This is a genomic window from Lentisphaera profundi, from assembly GCF_028728065.1.
In the GTDB taxonomy this organism is placed as follows: domain Bacteria; phylum Verrucomicrobiota; class Lentisphaeria; order Lentisphaerales; family Lentisphaeraceae; genus Lentisphaera; species Lentisphaera profundi.
Genome location: NZ_CP117811.1, coordinates 1127097 through 1150310, shown reverse-complemented (window position 1 = coordinate 1150310; position 23214 = coordinate 1127097). Strand labels below are relative to the sequence as shown.

Annotated in this window: 16 protein-coding genes, 1 tRNA gene, 1 rRNA gene and 1 pseudogene; 10 read left to right on the top strand and 9 right to left on the bottom strand. The window is 40.8% G+C overall.

Annotated features, from left to right (window positions below; translation table 11 throughout):
* Positions 1-51 precede the first annotated feature (51 nt).
* Entirely contained in the window at positions 52-597 is a 546-nt protein-coding gene (locus PQO03_RS04715; RefSeq protein ID WP_274151522.1) for a hypothetical protein, read from the top strand.
* A 68-nt stretch (positions 598-665) separates the two neighbouring features.
* Here PQO03_RS04715 and PQO03_RS04710 read toward each other — a convergent pair whose 3' ends face one another.
* Positions 666-1301 (bottom strand): phosphoadenosine phosphosulfate reductase domain-containing protein, encoded by a 636-nt coding sequence (locus tag PQO03_RS04710; RefSeq protein WP_274151520.1) that lies wholly within the window; start codon positions 1299-1301, stop codon positions 666-668.
* A 371-nt stretch (positions 1302-1672) separates the two neighbouring features.
* Between PQO03_RS04710 and PQO03_RS04705 the strand changes: the two genes are divergently transcribed.
* Positions 1673-2695, top strand: a complete 1023-nt coding sequence (locus PQO03_RS04705; protein ID WP_274151518.1) for an arginase family protein — start codon at positions 1673-1675, stop codon at positions 2693-2695.
* Positions 2696-2867: 172 nt separating this feature from the next.
* Positions 2868-4139 (top strand): NRAMP family divalent metal transporter, encoded by a 1272-nt coding sequence (locus tag PQO03_RS04700; RefSeq protein ID WP_274151516.1) that lies wholly within the window; start codon positions 2868-2870, stop codon positions 4137-4139.
* A 127-nt stretch (positions 4140-4266) separates the two neighbouring features.
* Here the strand turns inward: PQO03_RS04700 and PQO03_RS04695 are convergent, their stop codons facing one another.
* Both PQO03_RS04695 and PQO03_RS04690 read right to left on the bottom strand, forming a co-directional pair.
* A complete protein-coding gene (locus PQO03_RS04695) occupies positions 4267-4689 on the bottom strand; it encodes a hypothetical protein (protein ID WP_274151514.1) in 423 nt (140 codons plus the stop codon).
* A gap of 395 nt (positions 4690-5084) precedes the next feature.
* On the bottom strand, positions 5085-6629 hold the full coding sequence (locus tag PQO03_RS04690) for an amidophosphoribosyltransferase (RefSeq protein WP_274151513.1): 1545 nt from the start codon (positions 6627-6629) through the stop codon (positions 5085-5087).
* Between the two features lie 158 nt (positions 6630-6787).
* On the opposite strand from PQO03_RS04690, the gene PQO03_RS04685 reads away from it, so the two are divergent.
* The 6 genes from PQO03_RS04685 (at position 6788) to PQO03_RS04660 (ending at position 15355) form a co-directional block, all read left to right on the top strand.
* Positions 6788-7831: a 3-deoxy-7-phosphoheptulonate synthase gene (locus PQO03_RS04685; protein ID WP_274151510.1), complete on the top strand. Its 1044-nt coding sequence runs from the start codon at positions 6788-6790 to the stop codon at positions 7829-7831.
* A gap of 118 nt (positions 7832-7949) precedes the next feature.
* Positions 7950-8516 carry an elongation factor P-like protein EfpL gene (gene efpL / locus PQO03_RS04680; protein WP_274151508.1) on the top strand — a complete coding sequence of 189 codons (567 nt, stop codon included), beginning with the start codon at positions 7950-7952 and terminating at the stop codon, positions 8514-8516.
* Between the two features lie 10 nt (positions 8517-8526).
* Positions 8527-10428: a biosynthetic arginine decarboxylase gene (speA, locus tag PQO03_RS04675; protein ID WP_274151506.1), complete on the top strand. Its 1902-nt coding sequence runs from the start codon at positions 8527-8529 to the stop codon at positions 10426-10428.
* A 10-nt stretch (positions 10429-10438) separates the two neighbouring features.
* A complete protein-coding gene (locus tag PQO03_RS04670; protein WP_274151504.1) occupies positions 10439-11614 on the top strand; it encodes a saccharopine dehydrogenase family protein in 1176 nt (391 codons plus the stop codon).
* Between the two features lie 153 nt (positions 11615-11767).
* Positions 11768-14416, top strand: coding sequence for a phosphoenolpyruvate carboxylase (ppc, locus tag PQO03_RS04665; RefSeq protein ID WP_274151502.1), 2649 nt, complete (start codon positions 11768-11770; stop codon positions 14414-14416).
* Between the two features lie 204 nt (positions 14417-14620).
* On the top strand, positions 14621-15355 hold the full coding sequence (locus PQO03_RS04660) for a methyltransferase (RefSeq protein WP_274151500.1): 735 nt from the start codon (positions 14621-14623) through the stop codon (positions 15353-15355).
* A 92-nt stretch (positions 15356-15447) separates the two neighbouring features.
* Here PQO03_RS04660 and PQO03_RS04655 read toward each other — a convergent pair.
* Positions 15448-15521 (bottom strand) — tRNA-Ile (locus PQO03_RS04655).
* Between the two features lie 623 nt (positions 15522-16144).
* Entirely contained in the window at positions 16145-16714 is a 570-nt protein-coding gene (locus tag PQO03_RS04650) for a hypothetical protein (protein WP_274151498.1), read from the bottom strand.
* 234 nt (positions 16715-16948) lie between these two features.
* Between PQO03_RS04650 and lexA the strand changes: the two genes are divergently transcribed.
* Positions 16949-17572: a transcriptional repressor LexA gene (lexA, locus tag PQO03_RS04645; RefSeq protein WP_274151497.1), complete on the top strand. Its 624-nt coding sequence runs from the start codon at positions 16949-16951 to the stop codon at positions 17570-17572.
* Between the two features lie 139 nt (positions 17573-17711).
* Here lexA and PQO03_RS04640 read toward each other — a convergent pair whose 3' ends face one another.
* The 4 genes and pseudogenes from PQO03_RS04640 to PQO03_RS04625 form a co-directional block, all read right to left on the bottom strand.
* A complete protein-coding gene (locus PQO03_RS04640; RefSeq protein ID WP_274151496.1) occupies positions 17712-18938 on the bottom strand; it encodes a pyrophosphate--fructose-6-phosphate 1-phosphotransferase in 1227 nt (408 codons plus the stop codon).
* A gap of 187 nt (positions 18939-19125) precedes the next feature.
* Positions 19126-19364 (bottom strand): annotated as a pseudogene (locus PQO03_RS04635) (DUF1294 domain-containing protein).
* A 41-nt stretch (positions 19365-19405) separates the two neighbouring features.
* Positions 19406-20854: a TrkH family potassium uptake protein gene (locus tag PQO03_RS04630; RefSeq protein ID WP_274151495.1), complete on the bottom strand. Its 1449-nt coding sequence runs from the start codon at positions 20852-20854 to the stop codon at positions 19406-19408.
* A gap of 331 nt (positions 20855-21185) precedes the next feature.
* Positions 21186-22701: ribosomal RNA gene (locus PQO03_RS04625) — 16S ribosomal RNA — on the bottom strand.
* Positions 22702-23214 lie beyond the last annotated feature (513 nt).

Below are 23214 nucleotides of genomic sequence, written 5' to 3'. Positions count from 1 at the left end.
AGCAATCAACTATTGTAGGCCAAATAAAATTTCATATTAAGGTTTAACCCCATGTCGCTCAAGTCAATATTGCCTATTTTTGTGCTAGTATTCCTCTTTTCTTGTCAATCGTATACACCCGAACAACTCGACGCCAAAGCTCAACTTAAAGAACAAAGAGCTTTTTTACGCGTTCTCGAAAAACAATCAGACAAACTTGAAGGTACTTATTTTGATATAAAAGAAGATTTAACTAAAATCATGCAGCGTGAAGGTTTCTTAATTCGTCGTTTAGTACGAGAAAAGAAACGTTATATCCGCTTCTCTAATCAAAAAGTAAAACTCGACAAGAATATTGAAGACCAAGAAGCTCGAGAAGTCGACGCCAGTACAATCGAAGTAAATAAAGATATAGGCGAATATATCCAAAAAGTTGTCGACAAAACAAAAGTTTATATCAAAGAACTTGAAACAGAATTACTCGAACGTACTTCAACAGGTTTAGCTGTACGTAAAAACTTTGAAGGCATTGCGGCTCAACGTCAAGAAATTGAAATTAAAATCACTCAAACGCAGAGTGAAATTTTTCGCTTAGATAAAATTTTAGAAGGCGAATAAAAAGTTCAGTGGCCACAAAAAAGCTCCGTTTATACACGGAGCTTTTTTATTGTCTATTTAGCTACTAACTACTTTAAAAAACCGCTTTTGTGAAGTCCACACTCATGATTGAGTGAAGGCTTAGTGGGGTCAAAGTAACGCTGCTCATCGGGCAAAGCCTGTTCTTCTATATATGTTTCCATATCGGATTCACTCCAGTAGAATACTGGATTACACTTTAACATGCCACTTGAGTCCATATCAAAAATATCCATAGCCGCGCGATTCTGATTCTGCTCCTGACGCAAACTTGTAAACCATAAGCTAGGGTTCACTTCTGTTAAGGCCCTACGAAAAGGCTCTAATTTGAAGATATCTGCGAACGCCGCAAGTTCTTCTTCTTGCTCTGCACTTGGAATCGCTGCATCTCCACCAAAGCGAGCCGCAGTCATTTTTGGAACAAAAACATTGATATTGAGTTTTAGTTCTTGAATTGTTTTCTCTGCAAATGCGTAGGTCTGAGGCATCATAAAGCCTGAGTCAACCCATACAATAGATATATCATTTTTCACTTTTGTTGCCATATCCAATACGACTGCTTCCAAAGGACGGAAATTAGTCGAAACCATGGGACGGTCACCGCCAATCTCAATTGCTTTTTTTATGATTTCTGAAGGATGGGCATGACGCATCTCTGCATTCAACTTCTCTATATCTATATTCATTTTAAACCAAATTAATTATTATTATAAACTTAAACAAAACCACGACTACAGAGCTCTACTTGCAGATGTACTAAGGATAATAGAATCATACAGCTAATCGCCCGCAGTAAAATCAGCAATAGGCCCACCGTATTTTTGGTGCTTTCCAAAAAGCTCTATTTTGCTAGCTTCTGAAATTATATCTATCCTTAGTAGTAACTCTTTAAATTATCATAAACATAAACCAATACTGACAAACTAAAAAAGCTTCAATCACTTTTTTATAAAAATTTCACACAAATCAGCCTTAAACTATTTCCTAATAGCTTCTCCTCAGCTAGTAGCTCAATAAAAAACATCTATATTTATTTTTTAATTTTGAGCGAAGCATCATGGAAAAGTCTTTAGATATCATTAAACAATTGCTTCGTTCTCCAGGTGACAACGATCCACATATGCTCAAGTCATGGATGCCAAACCTTCAGACGTCCTGGAATGAACACTTAAACGACATCATCAATCACGACATATGTATGTTTGGCTTCCCGTCAGATGCGGGGTCTTCCACGACTCGTGGTGCATCAGAAGCGCCTGATGCCATAAGAAAAGCGCTCTTTTCTGCTCCTGCTTTTGATCTAGGTAACCTCAATGTCATACCTCAATTTTTATCTGATGAGCTTTTAAATGATCAACAGATTACCCTCTCTCAAGCAGCCTTATACCCCGAAATGGAACCCGATTCACGTAAACAAATGCCCGTCTCACCAATTGAAATGTGCTGCGAATTAATCCGCCACATTTTACTCATCAAACCAAGCATGAAATTTCTCATGATTGGCGGGGACCAAAGTGGTTCATGGGCAATGGCAAAAAGTTTAGTTCAAATTAAAACTAATGAAAAAATCGGCCTCATACATTTTGATGCTCATAGTGATACGGATAAACATTTTTGTGGTATCGATATCACCAATAGTACCTGGCTCTACAATTTAATGAATCATTTCATTAGCCCAGAGCATGTAATCCAAATAGGTGTACGCGATAATAAAAATTTAAACTATGGCCAAAAAACCTTGACCGGTCGCGAGACATTACAAAGTGCCCCTAAAGCCTACGCATTGGACTGCTGTAAAAAACTCTTAGCGCTAGGAATTAATCAGGTGTACCTCTCAAATGATATATCAGCTAGTGATAGCTCTTTAGCACCTGCCTGTGGTCACACAATCCCAAATGGTCTCTATCCCCATCATATCAATACTTTAATTGAAGAACTGCCGAAGCAAGGTATTTCAATCATTGCTTCCGACCTTATGGAAGTTGCGCCTCGCATCGGCACTGGCCCTGGCAGTATGTCTACCTGTAGAAATGCCGCGCAATACATACGCAAACAAGTCGAAGCCATGAAAGCGCTGTAAAGCATGTGTCAAGAATGAACTTCATGACAATGACTCTTTATAGATAAGTAAAAATATCTTCTTCATTTTAAAATAAATGAGTTTTTTCGGTTTCCGAGTAAGAATATTCTCTTTCACAACAACTCATTATGGTAATTAAAATTTTAATCCTTTAACCTTAAGCACAATTATAATGTTCACAAAATTCAATCAAATCCTTAAAAACCTCGGGCCAGGACTCATGTATGCTGGTGCAGCCGTTGGGGTATCTCATTTAGTCTCGGCCACTAAAGCTGGAGCCGTTTACGGTTTTCTACTATTAATTTTCATCCCTCTTATACATATTATAAAATATCCCTTTTATAAATTTGGTCCCCAATACACAGCTATCACAGGCAAAAATATTCTTCATGGTTACCGTGCCCTCGGAAAATGGGCCCTCTTCACCTATATGGGCATGACTATTATCACTATGTGCTTGATCCAATCAGCCGTAACCATTGTAACCGCCTCGCTAGCACTCAAAATCTTTGGTTCTAGCATACCGACCAATTACGCAGCTATCATTGTCCTACTTATTGCCGCAAGTGTTTTATTTTTTGGTAAATACAGCCTTTTAGACAAGCTGATGAAAATCGTCATTTTGACTTTGACTGTAACCACTATTTTTGCACTTCTCGCTATTTTATTCAAAGGAACTAATGACGCACAGGAAGTTGCTGCTCCTGTATTCCAGTTTGGCAATCTCAGTGATGCCCTATTCTTGGCCGCTTTCTTAGGATGGATGCCCGCACCTATGGATATCACCGTATGGCACTCTGTCTGGGCCGAAGAAGCCGATAGAAGCTCAGGCAAAAAAGCTAATGTAAAACAAGCTATGTTTGATTTCAAAATCGGCTTTATTGGCACGGCTTGTTTAGCCATGTGCTTTTTGGCTCTAGGAGCCCTAGTCATGTATGGCAGCGGTGAAACACCTTCACCCAAAGGCACCGTCTTTGCAGGTCAACTTATCGAGCTATACACTGATTCACTTGGCAGCTGGGCTTATCCCGTCATTGGTGTTGCGGCTTTAGCCACAATGATTAGTACGACTTTAACTTGCCTAGACGCTTATCCCCGTACTCTAGATGAATCAGTCTTAATCTTAAAAAATGAAAAAGAAGGCTCGGAAAGAAAAGTTGACTCTAAAAATATTTATCGCCTCTTTTTGTCAATTACAGTCGCCGGAACCATTATTATCTTTCTCTTTTTTATGAAAAACATGGGGCAACTCGTCACCTTAGCGACCGTGGTAGCATTTGTTTCTGCGCCTATTTTAGCTTTGATTAACTACCTAGTTATCAATGGTAAAACTATTGACGCTGAAAATAAACCCTCAAAACTCATGAAGACCTGGAGCATATTAAGCATTATCTGCCTATTTACTTTTAGTATTTGGTATGTATGGATACGTTTTGTAAAATAAGAATACTAAGAGCCACCAAGGCCAAGGTTATTAGCAACACTGCCCCGACTCAAAAGTAATAAGTACTGGAGTCTTTTAAGCTACGCTTAGTATGTAGAGTTTGGATCCGCTTGGCAACATATAATTATTAACGACCGTCGGGACTTGCTGGACCTCCTCCTCCATCAGTTATATTTATTAAACCATTATCTGTTTTTACATAGATACCATCGGTTTTTTTTAGCTGTCTATACCGACTAACTCTTGGACGTATGATAGAATTTTCTATAAATGATTTACTTAAAATTTCACCTGTTTTGACTAAAGTGAAAATTTTAACCGATTTACTTATGAACTTTGAGCCATCCAAAAACTCTGTTACTTTTATAATGGTAACAGTTTTAATCTCTTCGCCCCTTTCATTAACACTATAAATAATAATCGTCTTGGACCCATCTGGATTCACAGTGATTTTACTTTTTCTCTCCACATTGCTATTACCTTGCGCTTGTGTATCTACAGGCGCAAACATAACGATAATTAGCATTAATGATGTGATTATTTTTTTCAAATTTTTATAACTCTTTAATTTACTTTACTTTACATACTAAATAAACGACATTTCCCTTCATAAACAAATGTTATAGAACATTTATTTCTAACTCGCAATAAAAAACCATGTATATTTATACCTTGATTTAACATAAAACATAAAACAACTTCCCATCATATGATTATTTAGAAATTACAAATAGTAACCCAGTTTTAAAATCATCTAAAACAATAATTTCTCTTCTCATCATGATGGGAAACAAGATAAATAGCCTTGCGCTACATCTAAACTGATAATTTTATCATAAAACAACAAAGTTTTTGAAATGTTTTTGCTAAGTCAAATACGCTCAAACAAAAAAAGGACCTCGAAAGAGGTCCTTTTTTTTAAAATGTATAGGTAGATGTTTTTTCTTAGTAAGAGCGTCCTTCTATGCCTTTAACGGCATTTTCACGAGCTTTTACGATAAGCTTCTTACCCTGAGCTGTTGGGTAATCACTATTCACACAAGCAATACAAAGATCTTCATAAGGTAGATCAATAACTTCTGCCATATCAGTATGCGATAAATAAGTCAATGAATCTGCACCTAAGTCATTTGCCATCTTAGTACGAACTTCTTCAGATAAATCAGACTCAGTTGCATCAACATCTGTATACTGACGCGCAAACAATTCTTTGAGTGTCGACATATCAATACCATAGAAACAAGGAGATAAGATCGGAGGACAAGCAATACGTAAATGAATTTCGGCAACTTGACCACGTTCTTTCATATCTTTAATAATATGTTTTAAAGTTGTTCCTCGAACGAGTGAATCTTCTACTAAAATCACTTTCTTTCCTTTTAGCACAGAAGGTAAAGGAGTGAACTTTTGCTGAACAACTTTGTTACGACTATCGCCGGACTTAATAAAAGAACGACCGACATAGCGATTACGAAATAAACCTTCAACTACTTTGGCTCCGAGCTCAAAGCCCATGGCATCACCAGATGCCTTGGCCGTGTCGGGGACCGAAACTACAATTGTGTCATCATCTATCACTAAAGTTTCTTTCTTTGCGAGCATTTCACCTGCACGAACACGTGATTCATAAACATTGACGCCATCAATATCTGAAGCCACGTTAGAAAAGTAAATCCATTCAAAGAAGCAATGAGCTTTGCGAGTAGACTCTGCAAAGCGCTCAATTTTGACACCATCTTTTGTCACGCGCAATAAGCAACCTGGCTCAAGAGTTTTAATATCACCCACACCACGATTCCAAATTGCTACTGATTCAGACGCGACTAAAACTTTATCATCAGTGATTGCATAACTAAGAGGCTTAAAGCCCATTGGGTCACGAGCGACGACTAAATCACCCTGAGCATCAATCATTGATAAACACCATGCGCCATCAAAACTGTGCGCAAGACGTTTAAAGATTTGAACGTAGTCAACATCACCATCTTCGAATTGAGCAATCTCACGTGCGAGGTAATGCATCAAAATCTCAGTATCTGATTCAAGATTGATATGATACATTTTATTTTCAACTAGATAGTTTTTAAGCTCTACATGATTGGCAATATTACCATTGAAGCAAAAAGAAAACCATTTATGTAAGCGACCATGTTCACGCTCAAAGGGCTGAGCATAATTAACGTCATCTTTACCACAAGTTGCATAACGAACGTGGCCAATGGCAGCACAACCGCTTGTCGCAGCTTCAATTTCACTTGCATTAGCGGGTTTCATTTTAAAAGCTTCTTTGACTTGGCCCAATGCTTTGTAAGTTTTTAATAAATAATTGCGATTGGGATCATAGCTTGTTATGCCTGCTGAGAGCTCGCCACGGTTCTGCATGTCTTGCAACATGAGGGGGATATAGGAACCTAGGTCAGTCTCTGTATCGGGCAATCCGCCTTTGAGGGCATATACTGCGGCAATACCGCATTCGTCTTTGGGCTTCATAAATTATGTCTATACCTGAATTATGCTAAGTTAATTTAAAGTTAGTGAATATAGAAATGACAATGCTTTTGTCAAGACTGTATGCAAAGAGCTTGACGAATCTCATAAAAGGTTTTTTATAGGAGCATGAATTTTTTTAACATTATATAGAGAAAATAATGAGCGACTTAAATAATATACACATAGCTAAAATCACACCTTTATCTGCTCCTGCAGTTATTCGTGAGACTGTACCCGTAACTGATGAAGCTGCAAAAGCAATTCAAAACGGCCGCGATACAATCGTAAAAATCCTCAATGGCGAAGATAAACGCCTCATGGTCATCACTGGCCCATGCTCAATTCATAGCAAAGAAATTGCTTTGGATTACGCTACACGTCTCACTGAGCTCCAAAAAGAACTCAATGATAAAATTTTTATCGTTATGCGAGTTTATTTCGAAAAGCCAAGAACTATTGGTGGCTGGAAAGGCTTAATCAATGATCCTCATATCAATAATTCTTATGCTATTGAAGAAGGCGTAGTCCTTGGTCGTGAGATTCTTCGCGAAATTGCTACTCTAGGTTTAGCAACAGCTACTGAGTTTCTCGACCCAATTGTTCCTCAGTACCTCTCTGACCTCGTTTCATGGGCCGCCATTGGCGCACGTACCACTGAATCACAAACTCACCGTGAAATGGCCAGTGGTCTTTCCATGCCTGTAGGCTTCAAGAATAGTACTGATGGTAGCTTCGAAGTTGCGCTCAACGCAATTCAATCAAGTCGCCTCCCACAACATTTTCTAGGTATCGATGCAAATGGTCGTTCATCTGTTGTTTCAACTACTGGTAATCCACACGGACACCTCGTTTTACGCGGTGGACATGATGGACCAAACTACGATGCTGCATCCATTGCTCAATGTGTCGACGCTATTAAAGACCGTGGAATTGACGCTGCTATTGTCGTTGACTGCTCACATGCCAACTCATCAAAAGATCACAACAAGCAAATCCCTGTACTCAAAGATATCATTGCTCAAATCAATGAAACACCTGGCAAAATCAAAGGTGTAATGCTCGAGAGTAACATCGGCGAAGGCAACCAATCCATACCTCCAAATTTACGCGACCTCAAATACGGCGTTTCAATCACTGATAAATGTTTAGATTGGGACCGAACTGCAGAACTTCTTAGAACGGCTGCTGCTGAGCTCGCATAAATCTTCTCGAAGATCTAAAAGCCTAGGTTCTTACCTGGGCTTTTTTTTTGACCTTTTAGGAACTCTATAGATGAGCTAAGTTAATCAAAGCTTAAATAACACAAAAAATGAGATAGCCATGATCCAAGCTTCAAAAATCAAGAAAAATTCCGTTTTAGATATCAATGGAAAACTCCATATGGTAGATACAATTACTTGCCAAAGTCCTTCCGCTCGTGGTGGTAGCACTCTTTATAAAATCCGTACTCGCGATTTAATCACTGGCCAGAAAACTGATCATAGCTTTAAAAGTGATGAAATGCTTAAAGAAGGCGAATACGAAAAACGCCCAGTAGAATTCTCTTACATCGAAGGCGAGAACTATATCTTCATGGATTTGGAAACTTACGATCAGTTCGGCCTTAACTTAGATTTCCTTGCTGATGATAAAAACTTCCTTGTTGAAGGCATGGAACTTACGGCCTTACTCATCGACGGCATTGTAAAAACTGTTACACTTCCCGACACAGTTCAACTTACTGTTACTGAATGTGATCCCTGTATTAAATCAGCTTCCGCCACGGCGAGAACGAAAAATGCAGTATTAGAAACGGGCTTCCATATTCAAGTTCCTGAATACTTAGAATCTGGCGAAGCCATCAAAGTTGACACGCGTACAGGCGAGTTTCTTTCACGCGCAAAATAAGTATCACTCTATGCCTTGGGATCCTCAACAACAGTACAATATCCAACGTTGGTCTGATTCATTTTTTCACATTAACGAACGGGGTGAAGTCTGCGTACTTCCATTTCAAGATGAAAGTGGCTTACAAATCCCACTCAACAATGTTATTGATGAAGTCAAATCTCAAGGCTTAAGCCTCCCCTTAGTTATTCGTTTTCACGATGTACTCCGTGCTCAAGTCCGCAACTTAAACCTCGCGTTTCAGCAGGCCATTAAAGAACTTGATTACCAAGGTGAATACCGTGGTGTTTATCCCATCAAAGTTAATCAGATGCGCGAAGTCGTCGAAGAAATCGTCGAAGCAGGTCAAGAATTTGATTTCGGCTTAGAGGCTGGATCCAAACCTGAAATCCTTGCGGTCCTCGCCTATAACACCAATAGCAATAGCCTCACCATACTGAATGGTTATAAAGATCGCGACTTTATGCGGCTGGGCTTACTCGGTGTAAAAATGGGACGTAAATGCTTTATTGTCATAGAGAATTTCAGTGAACTCAAATTACTGCTCGAAGTCTCCAGAGAGCAAAATATACGCCCCCTCATTGGCTTGCGCTTAAAACTTTCATCTGAGAGTCGTGGTAAATGGGCTTCTTCCACTGGCGACAAAGCAAAATTTGGCTTATCCATTTTAGAAATTATTAAATCTCTTAATATCCTCGAAGATGAAGCTATGCTTGATTGTGTAAAACTTCTTCATTTTCACATGGGCAGTCAGATTGCAGACATCAAAACTATCAAAGAAGCCATCATCGAAGGTTCACGAGTTTATGCGAAGATCGCAAAAATGGGTGTCAATATAGAATACATCGATGCCGGTGGCGGCCTAGCTATTGATTATGATGGTAGTCGCTCGAGCACGGATTCATCACGCAATTATCGCTTAGATGAATACGCCATGGATTTAGTTCTTTCCATTAAACAAATCTGTGATGATGAACATGTCCCGCACCCCACCATTGTGACTGAGAGTGGTCGCGCTATTACTGCACATCATTCCTGTGTCGTCACCAATGTCATTGACATCAAAAAGAAACACCACGAAGATTTTGTTCTTGAAGCCACTGACAAAGATCATTACCTCTTGCAAAATATGCGTTCGACTCTAGATGAACTCAGCATAGATAATTGCCAGGAAATGCTCAATGATGCCAAGCAAATTAAAGCTGAATCGATGCAGGCATTCAAGCTGGGCATTTTAGAACTAGAACAAATGGCCGCAATTGAAAATATTTACTGGCAAGTCATGGATCAAATCAGTCTTCTACTTAAACAAAAAGATTTCATCCCCGAAGATTTACAAGAACTCGAAAAGAGTCGCGCTAAACAATACCTCTGTAATTTCTCCGTTTTCCAATCAGCTGCCGACGTTTGGGCCATCGACCAAATATTGCCCATCATGCCTCTACAACGCCTCAATGAAGTCCCTGAAGAAGATTGTAAGCTCTGTGATATCACTTGTGATTCCGATGGTCAAATCAAGCAATTCTTAGGTCCAGAGGGACTCTCCGAAACCATTAAACTTCACAAAATAAAAGCTGAGGAATCCTACCACATCGGGATTTTCCTCACCGGTGCTTACCAAGATGTCATGGGAGTTATGCATAATTTATTTGGCCGTTTACACGAAGTCCACGTTTATGCCGATAAAGATGATGACAGTGGTTTCTACATTGATGAAGTCATCCATGGTGGTGCTTGTGGCGACGTACTCAGTACCATGCAATACAACCCCGCTGTGATGGCTCAAACTATCAAAAAAGAGATCGACAAAAACATAAAAGCCGGCCTAATTCAATCCCGCATGGGAGTGAAACACATAGATTTTTACGAAAATTGTTTAAAGCAATACACTTATCTCGACACTCAAAACTAAGGAATTTATTATGTCTAGATTACTTATCATTGGCGCCGGTGGCGTCAGCCAAGTTGCCACCTTAAAATGTATCCAAACAGGAGCATTCTCCGAGATTATGCTGGCTTCGCGCACTTTATCAAAATGCGATGCGATTGCGGCACTCGCAAAAGAATCCATCGATACTGCCCAAGTGGATGCTGATAAAGTCCCTGAATTAGTCACCCTCATGAAAGACTTCAAGCCCGACATCGTCCTTAACGTGGCCCTGCCTTATCAAGACTTAACCATCATGGATGCTTGTCTAGAATGTGGCGTTCACTATGTTGACACCGCAAACTACGAGCCCCTTGACACTGCAAGATTCGAATATAAATGGCAATGGGATTATCAAGAACGCTTTAAAAAAGCGGGACTTTTTGCCCTGCTCGGCTCTGGTTTCGATCCTGGCGTGACCAATATCTTCACTTCTTGGGCACTTAAACATCACTTTGATGAAATCACTGAACTCGATATTATAGATGTTAATGGCGGTGATCATGGCCAAGCTTTTGCAACAAACTTTAATCCCGAAATCAACATCCGTGAAGTTACAGCAGAATGCCGTCATTGGGAAAATGGACAATTTGTAGAAACTCTCGCTATGTCCCTAAAACAAGAGTACACTTGTCCTGAGGGCGTCGGCACTTTTAATATTTATCGGATGTATCACGAAGAATTGGAATCTTTAACCAAGCATATCCCGACCATTAAAAAAGCTCAGTTTTGGATGAGTTTTTCAGATAACTACCTCAAGCATTTAGAAGTCTTGCAAAACGTCGGCATGACCCGTATCGATGAAATTGAATACCAAGGACAGAAAATTGTTCCTTTGCAATTCCTGAAAGCAGTCTTACCCAACCCCGGTGACTTAGGCAAATCTAGTCAGGGTAGAACTTGCATAGGCAATATCATCAAAGGCACTAAAGATGGTAAAGAAAAATCTATCTATATCTATAACATCTGTAAGCACGAAGCCTGTTTCGAGGAACTTGGTTCCCAAGCCATCTCATACACCACAGGCGTGCCTGCCGCTATTGGCACAGCCTTACTAGCTAAAGGTATTTGGAATGGCGAAGGCGTCTTTAACATGGAAGAACTCGATCCAGATCCTTTCATGGATATGCTCGTAGAATTTGGTCTTCCCTGGACAGTGAAAGAACTCTAGTTTCAAAAGGCTTATACTTCTATGGCATAAGCCTTTTTATTGCTTCACTCCCGGCACATAATAGGGCTTAAGTCTGTCACAACAGGTGACATAAGTTAAAATCCGTCTATACATACGCTAGAAATTAATAAAATATAAATCAGGATCATCATTTTGAGCAAAAAATCCCCCCTCAAACAAGATATCAAAATGCTCGGTGCGCTTTTAGGCGAAACGATTAAAGAGCAAGTTGGCGAAGAATTCTTTGTTAAACTCGAGCAAATTCGACTACTCTCAAAGCGTGCACGCAAAAAAAACGACGAAGCGGCTGATAAAGAACTCAAAGAACTTATTCGCACCCTCTCAAACGAAGAAATCAAAAACATGACTCGTGCTTTCGGTCAATTCCTCAATTTGGCGAATATTACTGAAGGTCATCACAGCATGAATGAGCTCAAGCTCTATGATGAAGATTCTTTAACTAAGCATTTGACGCAACTGACTCAAATCATTCCTCAGCTTCTCGCTGATGGTCGTACTAAAGAAGAAGTCAATAACACCATTGCCAACATGAATATCGAATTGGTTATGACTGCTCACCCAACTGAGGTTAAGCGTCGTACTCTTCTTCATAAACATGCTAAAATCAGTCAGCTGCTCGACAACAAAGATCATCACCACCTCACTCCTTCGGAAATCAGAGAAGTGAATGATAGTCTCTCTATCCTGATTACATCTCTCTGGGAATCAGATGAAATTCGTCGTATTCGCCCCACTCCTTTTGAAGAAGCTAAATGGGGTCTAGCGATTATCGAAGATACTGTTTGGGATGCGATCCCGCGTTTCATGCGTGAACTCGATAATATCCTCGAGAAATATACCGGCCAAAAACTTCCTAATTGGGCTTCACCAATAAAATTTGCTTCATGGATGGGCGGAGACCGTGATGGAAATCCAAATGTCACATTTGAGACCACTGAGCGTGTCTGCTTATTAAATCGCTGGACCGCTGCCGAACTCTACTATCAATCAATCAACAATGCCATTCAGTGTATTTCCTCAACTTCATGTTCAGATGAACTTAGAGCAATCGTTGGTGATGCACATGAACCCTACCGTGCTTTTTTACGTCCCTTCCGTGCGCGTTTTCTAGAAACTAAAAAATGGGCTCAAGCTCAACTCGAAGGCGAAGTCTATAAGTCCTCTCTCCCACTCATGGAAGATATTGAAGAACTGCGTGAAGCTCTCAATATCTGCCACAGATCTCTTGCGGAAACAAGCGGTAAGCGCTTAGCTGATGCGAGTCTTCTTGATCTTATGCGTCGTTTGAGTTGCTTTGGACTCAATATCCTTAATTTGGATATTCGCCAAGAATCTACACGTCACATGAATGTCATCAATGCCATTACCGAATATCTCGGCGAAGGTTCTTACGCTGACTGGCCTGAAGATAAAAAGCAAGAATTCCTTGTTCGTGAACTTCAAAACAAACGCCCTCTCATGCCAAGTAACATGGCTTTTGATGAAGAATGCCAAGAAGTTGTTGATACGGTAAAAACTATCGCCCAACAGCCTCCTGAAGCTCTTGGTGCTTATGTCATCTCTATGGCTAGGACCGCTTCAGATGTTCTCGCCGTTCACCTCCTCCAAAAAGAATGCGGTGTTCAAAATCCTCTACGTGTCGCTCCGCTCTTTGAAACTCTTGAAGATTTAGAGAACTCTGGCGACATCATGGAGCAACTCTTCAGTATTGATTGGTACAAAAACAATATTGATGGTGCTCAAGAAGTGATGATTGGTTACTCCGACTCAGGTAAAGATGCTGGTAAACTAGCTGCGAGCTGGGCCCAATACACTGCCCAGGAAGCTCTTCATACAGTCTCTAAAAATCATAATGTGAAACTCACACTTTTCCATGGTCGCGGTGGCTCTGTCGGTCGCGGTGGCGGACCTGTTGAACATGCACTTATGTCACAGCCTCCTGGTACTGTTGCTGGCCGTATGCGTGTTACTGAGCAAGGTGAAGTTATTCAGCAAAAGTATTCCACTGCTGATGCCGCCTGCTATAACCTTCATCTCTACATTGCTGCAGTATTGCAAGCTACCCTAGCTAAGCCACCTCTTCCTAAACAAGAGTGGCGCGATATTATGGACAGCATGTCCAAGACATCCTGTGATGCTTATCGTGACATTGTTCGCGGTCGTGAAAACTTTGTGAAATACTTTCGTCAAGTGACGCCAGAGCAAGAACTCGGTCGTCTCCATATTGGGAGTCGTCCTGCCAAGCGCAAAAAATCTGGCGGCATTGAATCACTTCGTGCGATTCCTTGGATTTTTGCATGGACTCAAACTCGCTCAATGCTTCCTGCTTGGCTCGGCATTGGCGAAGCCTTAGACGAAGCACTGAAAGAAGGTCATTACGACCTCATTCAAGAAATGATTCAGGAATGGCCTTTCTTCTACTTCATTATGGATATGCTTGATATGGTTTTAGTGAAAACTGATTACCGTGTATCGGCTTATTACGAAGAACTACTTGCCGATGATGATGTTAAAGACCTTGGTATTGAATTACGTGATAAGCTCAAACAAACTATCGCCGTTTCCGAAGATGTTGTGGCGGGCCTCAGTGCCCAAGAAGATCGTATTGCTTTACGCGCTTCAATCAAAGTCCGCAACCCTTATGCCGACACGCTGAATTACCTCCAGGGTGAAGTCATGCGTCGTCTCTACAAAGAAAATCAAGATGGCGACCCTGTCTTAGAAGATGCGGTTATGGCTACTATTGCCGGTATTGCTGCTGCCATGAAAAACACGGGCTAAACTCCCCCTTCAATAACAAATCAAGAAGCCGCAGTGATTTCACTGCGGCTTTTAAATTGTTCGACATAAAACACAAAATTTTCATGATCGACATAACAAACCAAAAACTTTAAGCAATGTGCTTAATAATAAAATCCTTCTCTCGTATGGCGAAGATTCTTAGAGAGATTAGCGTGGATTAAGTTAAACAATAGGAAAGCTACTGTGAACCAAGCACCCAATTCTCGCTTTAAATTTTTTCCTCAGCTCAATAATCTCGAGAATACGAAATGGCTGAGTTCAACTTCTTCATTCTTTTTGAATGTCACTGATAAACATTTTAATTCAGAGAATCTACAAGACACTTTTCTTCAGGCCATTGCCAAAGAGAGCTTTCTTCCCATAAAAGAAGTCTTCGAGACCTTTGAGTTTTTTGAACGTATACGAAAATCAAGTAAGGCTCTACTCGTCGCAGATCTCTGCTGTGGTCACGGTTTATTAGGCCTGCTCTTTGCCATCTTTGAACGAAAAGTGGAACGCGTTATCCTCATAGATAAAAAAGAACCCGAGAGTCGTCAAAAACTTATAAAAATTGCAATTTCAGTCGCTCCATGGATAGAATCAAAAATAGATAATCGCATGGCCAAAATAACCATCGATGATGATTGGATCGAGCCAGGCGCCTCTATCGTATCAGCCCATGCCTGTGGCTCACTCTCCGATCTCTGTATTTCAATTGCAATCAAAAGTGGTGGTCCACTCGCAATCCTTCCCTGCTGCTATCCCCGTTCAGCCTGTGCTGCTCCACTTAGCTTACAAACAGCTCTTGGTCTCACCACTGCTTTCGATATTCACCGCACCTACGCACTCGAAGCCGCTGACTACCGCGTACGCTGGGCCGAAATCCCCCGCGAAATCACCCCCATGAACCGCATTATCTACGCCCAAAAGAAGAAGTAAAAACATATTATATCGAGGGCTAAGCTCTACAAAACAATATTTTCTGGACAAAAAAAAGCACCTACATTACTGTAAGTGCTTCTGTTTTCGAGTGGGCCCTCAGGGACTTGAACCCGGGACCGTCCGATTATGAGTCGGATGCTCTAACCAACTGAGCTAAGAGCCCGAAAAACGAACTGAACTATGCCACCTGTGAGCACGAATTCAAATATGTTTTCTGTATAAAACGTAAAAAATATTCAATAATTTTTTGAGTGAAATCAAGAAGATCTTTAATGAGCTCTCCCTAATCGTTTTACTCTCTTTCCTATCAAGAACTTAAGGAAATAAAAACTTCTTTTAAGACCTCATCATTATTAGTTTTCTTTTCAATGGATTTAGCTTTAATTGCCTTTCAAGGTGGTGAAAATTCTATGATTTTTTATCCGCCCCCGGTGGCAACCGGGCCCGTTTGGCAGCACCTCCCCGCTGGAGTGAGGCGGTATAATCCCCCTTTATATTTTATTTGATAGTAGTCTCGGGACTCCGTCCCCGCTGGAGTGAGGCGGTATAATCCCCCTTTATATTTTATTTGATAGTAGTCTCGGGACTCCGTCCCCTTCCCTGCAAGGTGTGCCCACCTTGAGAGGCGGGTGAAAATATTATTTTCTCTGCCTGCGGCGGCAGCCTCAATCCGCTATTAAGCGTCTGAGTCCCCTTCCCTGCGAGGGTTGCCACCCATCGACTGGTGGATATCCCTACGGGGATGATTTAAAATTAAAATATTAAATTATCCTCCTTTGGAGATATTTATTTCTTATTAAAAAGAGTCTTGAAGCCGCGCTTTATCTGATCCGTGATTTGATTAACTTTCGGTTTTGGAGTTTCATTAACTTTTGCTTCATTTTGACTCGTGAATACTAAGGCCTCTAAAGCCTGCTCGTACTCAGCCTTCGATTGCCCCACTAATTCCTCTGCTTTCAGTTCTGATAAATACACCATATCAGAAATTTTTTGTAATGGGATTAATAGCTGCTCATTCCAATCGATGCAGATCTGCCCCATGAAGCTCTCGTATTTAGCTAAAGAAAAATGCACCATTGCCCATTTTTTTTCTTGATCAAAGTAAATTTCTTCCACACGGCCAATAGCTTTCGCTTGCCTCTGTCCCTGCATATAAAGCACTGAAGAAAAAGACTCTGCCGTAGCAGCATATTTTTTCAGTGCGAGGTAGCTTTGGACTTCTTTTAATCCTGATCCTTTTGCAATCGCAATCAAATCACTCAAAACTAATTTGGTATATGATTCAGGCTCATCGATCCCTAAAGTCTTGGCATAAGCTAATTCTTTAGGTCTTGCTCTATTATTCCCCTCGCTCACTTGCCACTCACTCTCTTCTATTAATTTTAGCTCACATTATAATACATCTAATTTTTTCATCCATTCGAATCATTAGCTACTTATCATTAGCTCAATTCAGGGCTGAGAAATTAATAAATAATCTATAAGCTAATAAAAAGAAGTCTTTATTTTTGATAAATAGCTATTTTATGCTTGTATTTTGTTTCAAAAGTTAATAACTTAAACTAACTAATTAATATAAGGTACTTCTTTATGAAAGGTTTAACTGATCGTCAACAAGAAACTCTTGACTTTATCGAAGACTTCACCACTCGTGAAGGTATGGCTCCCACAATTTATGAAATTGCAGAGCGCTTTAATATTAAGTCAGCCACTAGTTTTGCTCATGTTCGTGCACTTCAACGCAAAGGCTACTTAACTCGTAGTAGTAAAGCCCGAAGCATGACTTTAACTAATACCACAACTCGTCCACGCAATCTTTCTTTTATGCTGAGCATCCCCCTCTTGGGTCGCATCTCTGCAGGCATGCCTTTGATGGCAGAAGAAAATGTCGAACGTGAAATCCAAATTGATCCCGCTTCCTTCCAAGGACTCCGTGCTGATGGTCGACTTTTCGCTCTTTTAGTGAATGGCGAAAGTATGCGCGATGCAGGTATTTTAGATGGTGACTCCATCATTGTTAAGCAACAAGATAATGCTAACGCAGAAGACATTGTTGTGGCAATGGTGAATGGTGATACAACTGTTAAACAACTCTACTTTACTGATGGCAAGATTGAATTACGCCCCTGTAACAATGAATTTGAAACACAATTCTATGAACCCTCAGAAGTGTATATCCAAGGAAAAGTTGTTGCTTTGCAGCGCACACTCTAATTTGAGAAGTCGCTAAGGCCCTGTTTGACTCAGCTTACATTTTCGGGAATAAGTTCCTTAATAAGTAGCTGAAAATCATAAAAAAAAAGCCGTTCAAGTCAATGACTTAAACGGCTTTTTTTGATCTAAAGCCTTGGGCTTAGTGAGCGCACTCGACTTTAGCACCCTTAGCTTGACCAATACCCGCTAAGAGATCATCAAACCAAGACTCATCAATATTGAATGGCTTACCACCAGCAATACGAGGAAATTCAATAGCACGAAGTTCATCATTTTGATCATCATCATGACCAACGACTCCGCCAATACCTGCGAGTGCTGCTTCAACTGCTTTATCAGCACAAAGCTTAATCAATGCCAAGTCTTCTTTATTAGAAGCCGCTGCTCTTGCATAGTAGCCTGATTTTTGAATCAAAACTTTTTCTGCATTTAAAAGCTTAGCAAACTGACTGCCAAACCATTTACCAGGATTCACTGCATCTAATTTTGCATGACCAAAAGCATCGCGTGGCACTTCTTCACCCGCAGCTTCCATCTCAGCAATAATAGCTTCGAGGCCTGCACCTTCAGAAATAAAGATATTGACGTTATCTTGTTCGTCCATCACTTGGCTAAGGCGTGCTGCTTCAGCTTTAATATCAATCGCCATTTCTGGGATGAAGATTGCATGCACATCTAAACGCTCTTTATTGAGACCAAGTGCAGGGAGTAAATTGCGTTTAGCTAAACGCTCACGGTAGATTTTGGCCGTGTAAGCTGTTAACCAACCACAACTACGACCCATCACTTCATGAACGATAAGCATACGTGGATTCGCATTGTGTTCAGATACAACATTCTCAAAATACTTCGCACCCTCTTCTGCTGCTGTAAAAGCACCGAGAGATTGCTTAATTGGGAATACATCATTATCAATAGTCTTAGGAAGACCCACAACAATGAGTTTATAATCATTATCTGCAAGATATGCAGCTAAGTCTGCCGCTGTAGTATTGGTATCATCACCACCGATGGTGTGAAGGACATCAACCTTATCTTTCACGAGTTGATTGGCTGCTACCGCTAAAGGATTTTCACCTGGCTTCACTAAGCCACGTTTTTCACAATCTGCAATATTAGTAAGTTTTACCCGGCTATTTCCGATGGGACTTCCGCCATGCTCATAGAGTACGGCTGCATTGGCACGCATATCAGCATCTACAGTGATTTTATCACCAAGTAAAAGACCTTTGTAGCCACTCGTGTAACAAATGATTTCAATTTCTGGAGCGATTTCAGTGTAACGCTCAAGTAAACGACCAATCGCCGTTGATAAACATGGTGCTAAACCACCCGCAGTTAATATTCCAACTTTTTTAATAGACATCTTTATTTTCTCCTGCCTTATAATAATTATTTGCGCCTTGCGCAATTTTCGTGATTCAGACTAAATCAAGGGAGGAATAAATCAAGACTTAGTTAAATCAATCCTCTTCAGAATGGCGATTTATGACCTGATAAAAGCGCCTTTTTTAAATAGCGAAGAAGCTTTTACATGTTAAAACTTAAGTTAATTAAATCTTGTTCGTAAACTTAAGATACCATAAAATCAAATGAATAAGAACAATCGACCAAAAGACTATTTGATACGAGAGCTTCGCTGTTTTATGGCGCCAAAAAAGCTGTCCGAGAATGGCACCAGGCCATCCCCCAAGAGTTCAGTGATATGCAGAACTTTTTCAGGTATTCTAGACAAGTCTTTTTTTGCCTTCCATTTATCGATGCCATAGAGTAAAAAAGTGATTAAACTCATCACTAAATAATTATAAATAATAAAGGCGGGAACCTGCATAATTACCTTCTCCAAAAATTGGGTACAAAAACAATAACAACAGTGAAAATCTCTAAACGGCCTAAAAACATTGCCATGCAAAGAATCCATTTATTCCAATCGGGTAACCACGCAAAGGTTTCCGCTGGTCCCAAAAGTGCGAAGCCAGGCCCCATATTGCCCACGCAAGCAATCGATCCACTGAGTGCAGTCGTAATATCTATACCCGGAGCAAAACTCAGTGAAAAAGCGGTTATTGCATAGAGAAAAATAAAGGCAAAAAAGAAGGCCAGTGAGCGCTGAATCATATCATCATTAACGCGGCGCCCATTGAAGTGAAGGTTAATTAAACTATGGGGCAAAATCATCTGTTTAACTTTAATAAAGGTATACTTAACTAAAAGTACGATCCTGGCTACTTTTAAACCACCCGTAGTTGATCCACCGCAACCTCCCATAAACATAATCAAAAAGAGGACGATTTTTGAAGGAGTTGACCACTTATCAAAATCATCGGAAGCAAAGCCACAGGAAGTCTCTAAGCTCGCCACTTGAAAGGTTGAGTGAGCAAAACTCGCGGCAAGGTCATAACCTGAATCGCTATTTAAAAAGAACGCTATCAAAGTCAACGCAAAGAGAAATGTGGCTAAGTACCAACGAAACTCTTCATCGCGAAAATAACAAAATATATCTCCCTTCAAAGCTTTTATGTGAAGTGTAAAGTTAGTTGCAGCCACCATCATAAAAAAGGTACTCACATAAAGAACCGCATAACCATAGTTCCCAAAACTTGAAGCTAAAGGTGAATACCCTCCTGTAGACAAAGTACTTAAACCATGGCAAACTGCTTCAAATATTGGCATATCTAAGTAATGATAAATACCTATACAAACTAAAGTTAAAACCACATAAATAGCCCATAAAATTTTCGCCGTATCAATTGCCCTTGAAGTGATTTGCTCGGATTGTGGACCGGTTGCTTCAGCTTTAAATAATTGATACGCTCCGGAGCCCAAAAAAGGGAGTATCGCCATCGATAAAATCACTATACCTAAGCCACCCAACCAGTTACAAAAGCAACGCCAAAATAACAAGCCTTTCGGCAATGACTCAATATCTGTTAAAACAGTCGCTCCCGTCGTGGTCAAACCACTCATTACTTCAAAGTAACTATCAGTAAAACTCATATCCGTTAAGGCTACAAAAGGTATCGCTGCAATTAAGCAGACCGATAACCAACCCACTGTAACAATTGCATAGACTTCTCGAGGATTCACTTCGTGGTTTCTATCTCTTGTCTTAAGATGTAAAATTAATCCACCTAAAATGGAAAAGGCTGAGCATTTCAAAATGCCCTGTGTATCCGCTAAGCTATCTTGCATAATCCAAGATGCTACCGCCGCCAAAGATACCGCGGCACCCATCACCATGATCAATACCGAAACCACACTGATAATTGCTTTAACTTTCATTCACACTTCCTTAAAATTTAGCCATGAATATACTTCCTCTCCGTCAATAAACTAGTATTTACGCCTCTTCTGACTTGCTCTTTAAAGAGCATTATTAGCATAGCTATTTATTTTTCGAATAAAGCACTGACTGAGACCTCACTATTAAATGATTCACAGTCAGTCTATTTACTGTTCGCGACTAATTTGGGCAAAAAAAAAGCGTCCTAATGGACGCTTCATGCTCAATATTTGAATTATATGATAGTAACGGGGTAATAAGTCATGTAAAAAGCACTCATGTTATAGAACCGAAGTTCTAAATAGAGGTTAGTCTTTTTTCATTCCTTAAAAAGGAGGTGATCCAGCCGCTGGTTCCCCAACGGCTACCTTGTTACGACTTCATCCCAGTCACTAAGCCCACCTTCGGCGTCTGCCTCCTGCAAGCAGGTTGGCGCAACGACTTCGGGTGAACTCAGCTCCCATGATGTGACGGGCGGTGTGTACAAGGCCCGGGAACGTATTCAATGAGCCGTAGCTGATGCCCATTTACTAGCGATTCCATCTTCATGGAGTCGAGTTGCAGACTCCAATCCGTACTGAGACCGGTTTTGGGGATTCGCTTCCTATCGCTAGGTTGCTGCCCTTTGTACCGGCCATTGTAGCACGTGTGCAGCCCCGGGTGTAAGGGCCATACTGACTTGACGTCGTCCACACCTTCCTCCCGCTTAACACGGGCAGTCCCCTTAAAGTTCTCAGCATTACCTGTTAGCAAGTAAGGGTATGGGTTGCGCTCGTTGCCGGACTTAACCGAACACTTCACAGCACGAGCTGACGACAGCCATGCAGCACCTGTTTTCGCGCCCCGAAGGGAATTCGGCTTTCACCGAACGTCGCTCAATGTCAAACCCGGGTAAGGTTCTTCGCGTTGCCTCGAATTAAGCCACATGCTCCACCGCTTGTGCGGGCCCCCGTCAATTCCTTTGAGTTTTAGTCTTGCGACCGTACTTCCCAGGCGGTACACTTATCGCGTTAGCTTAGACACTGATCCGACTAACCAGACCAACATCGAGTGTACAACGTTTACTGCTAAGACTACAAGGGTATCTAATCCTTTTCGCTACCTTAGCCTTCGTCCATGAGTGTCAGTATTGTGCCAGTAAGCTGCCTTCGCCTTTGGTCTTCCTTGTGATATCTACGCATTCCACCGCTACACCACAAATTCCGCTTACCTCTCACATACTCTAGTTTACCAGTTTCAAATGCAGGTTCAGTGTTGAGCACTGAAATTTCACATCTGACTTAGTTAACCACCTGCGGACCCTTTACGCCCAGTAATTCCGAATAATGCTCGCCACCTACGTATTACCGCGGCTGCTGGCACGTAGTTAGCCGTGGCTTCCTCTGGGGGTACCATCATCGTTTTTCCCCCCTGACAGATCTTTACAACCCGAAGGCCGTCTTCGATCACGCGGCATTGCTCCGTCACGCTTGCGCGCATTGCGGAAGATTCTCGACTGCAGCCTCCCGCAGGAGTCTGGGCAGTGTCTCAGTCCCAGTGTGGGTGATCGTCCTCTCAGACCACCTAGCCGTCATAGTCTTGGTAAGCCGTTACCTTACCAACTAACATAATGGCACGCGAACTCATCCCCAAGCGTTTCCTTTAGATATTAGATCATGCGACCTTATATCCACATCCGGTTTTAGCAGTCGTTTCCAACTGTTGTTCCAAACTTGGGGGCAGATTATTCACGCGTTACTCACCCTTTCGCTACTTTCCTCTAACCGAAGTTAGATTCTCGTTCAACTTGCATGCCTAATCCATGCCGCCAGCATTCATTCTGAGCCAGGATCAAACTCTCCAATCAATTTGATTGTGTTTGATTCTGACTTATTACTTTTTTTATTCTATTGAGTTTTCTCTCTCGAAAAAATTAACTCTTAAATCATAAATGATTTAGGAGCCCGTTACTATCATATAATTCAACTATCAAACATCTGCGTCTTTCTCAGTCAACTCGCTCACTTTCGGCTCTGTTGTTTGCCTGTCGTTTCTGACAAGGCCCTTAGGATATCCCCACTTACTTTTTCCGCAAATCTCTTTTGAAAATTTTCTTAACTTTTTTAACAATCTCTTTTCTTTGCTGCCTAGCATAAATATACGTATAGCTTATAAGCCAAATACTTAGACCAAAAAAACTCAGAACTACAAAATATCAAAAAGCATCCATCCGTACTAACTTTTTACTAGAGATAGCCCATACACCAAGTGCCAACACAAGCAAAGCTTCGACAGAAAGTAATAAAACTACTTTATAATAGTTAAGCAGAATGATTGAATTAGAATGTAACTTCGTTAATCTATTATGATTATTTTAACA

What these genes read in the sequence shown, in the direction of transcription:
- PQO03_RS04715 (WP_274151522.1), top strand. Translation starts at nt 52, where the DNA reads ATGTCGCTCAAGTCAATATTGCCTATTTTTGTGCTAGTATTCCTCTTT.
- PQO03_RS04710 (WP_274151520.1), bottom strand. Translation starts at nt 1,301, where the DNA reads ATGAATATAGATATAGAGAAGTTGAATGCAGAGATGCGTCATGCCCAT.
- PQO03_RS04705 (WP_274151518.1), top strand. Translation starts at nt 1,673, where the DNA reads ATGGAAAAGTCTTTAGATATCATTAAACAATTGCTTCGTTCTCCAGGT.
- PQO03_RS04700 (WP_274151516.1), top strand. Translation starts at nt 2,868, where the DNA reads ATGTTCACAAAATTCAATCAAATCCTTAAAAACCTCGGGCCAGGACTC.
- PQO03_RS04690 (WP_274151513.1), bottom strand. Translation starts at nt 6,629, where the DNA reads ATGAAGCCCAAAGACGAATGCGGTATTGCCGCAGTATATGCCCTCAAA.
- PQO03_RS04685 (WP_274151510.1), top strand. Translation starts at nt 6,788, where the DNA reads ATGAGCGACTTAAATAATATACACATAGCTAAAATCACACCTTTATCT.
- efpL (WP_274151508.1), top strand. Translation starts at nt 7,950, where the DNA reads ATGATCCAAGCTTCAAAAATCAAGAAAAATTCCGTTTTAGATATCAAT.
- speA (WP_274151506.1), top strand. Translation starts at nt 8,527, where the DNA reads ATGCCTTGGGATCCTCAACAACAGTACAATATCCAACGTTGGTCTGAT.
- PQO03_RS04670 (WP_274151504.1), top strand. Translation starts at nt 10,439, where the DNA reads ATGTCTAGATTACTTATCATTGGCGCCGGTGGCGTCAGCCAAGTTGCC.
- lexA (WP_274151497.1), top strand. Translation starts at nt 16,949, where the DNA reads ATGAAAGGTTTAACTGATCGTCAACAAGAAACTCTTGACTTTATCGAA.
- PQO03_RS04640 (WP_274151496.1), bottom strand. Translation starts at nt 18,938, where the DNA reads ATGTCTATTAAAAAAGTTGGAATATTAACTGCGGGTGGTTTAGCACCA.
- PQO03_RS04630 (WP_274151495.1), bottom strand. Translation starts at nt 20,854, where the DNA reads ATGAAAGTTAAAGCAATTATCAGTGTGGTTTCGGTATTGATCATGGTG.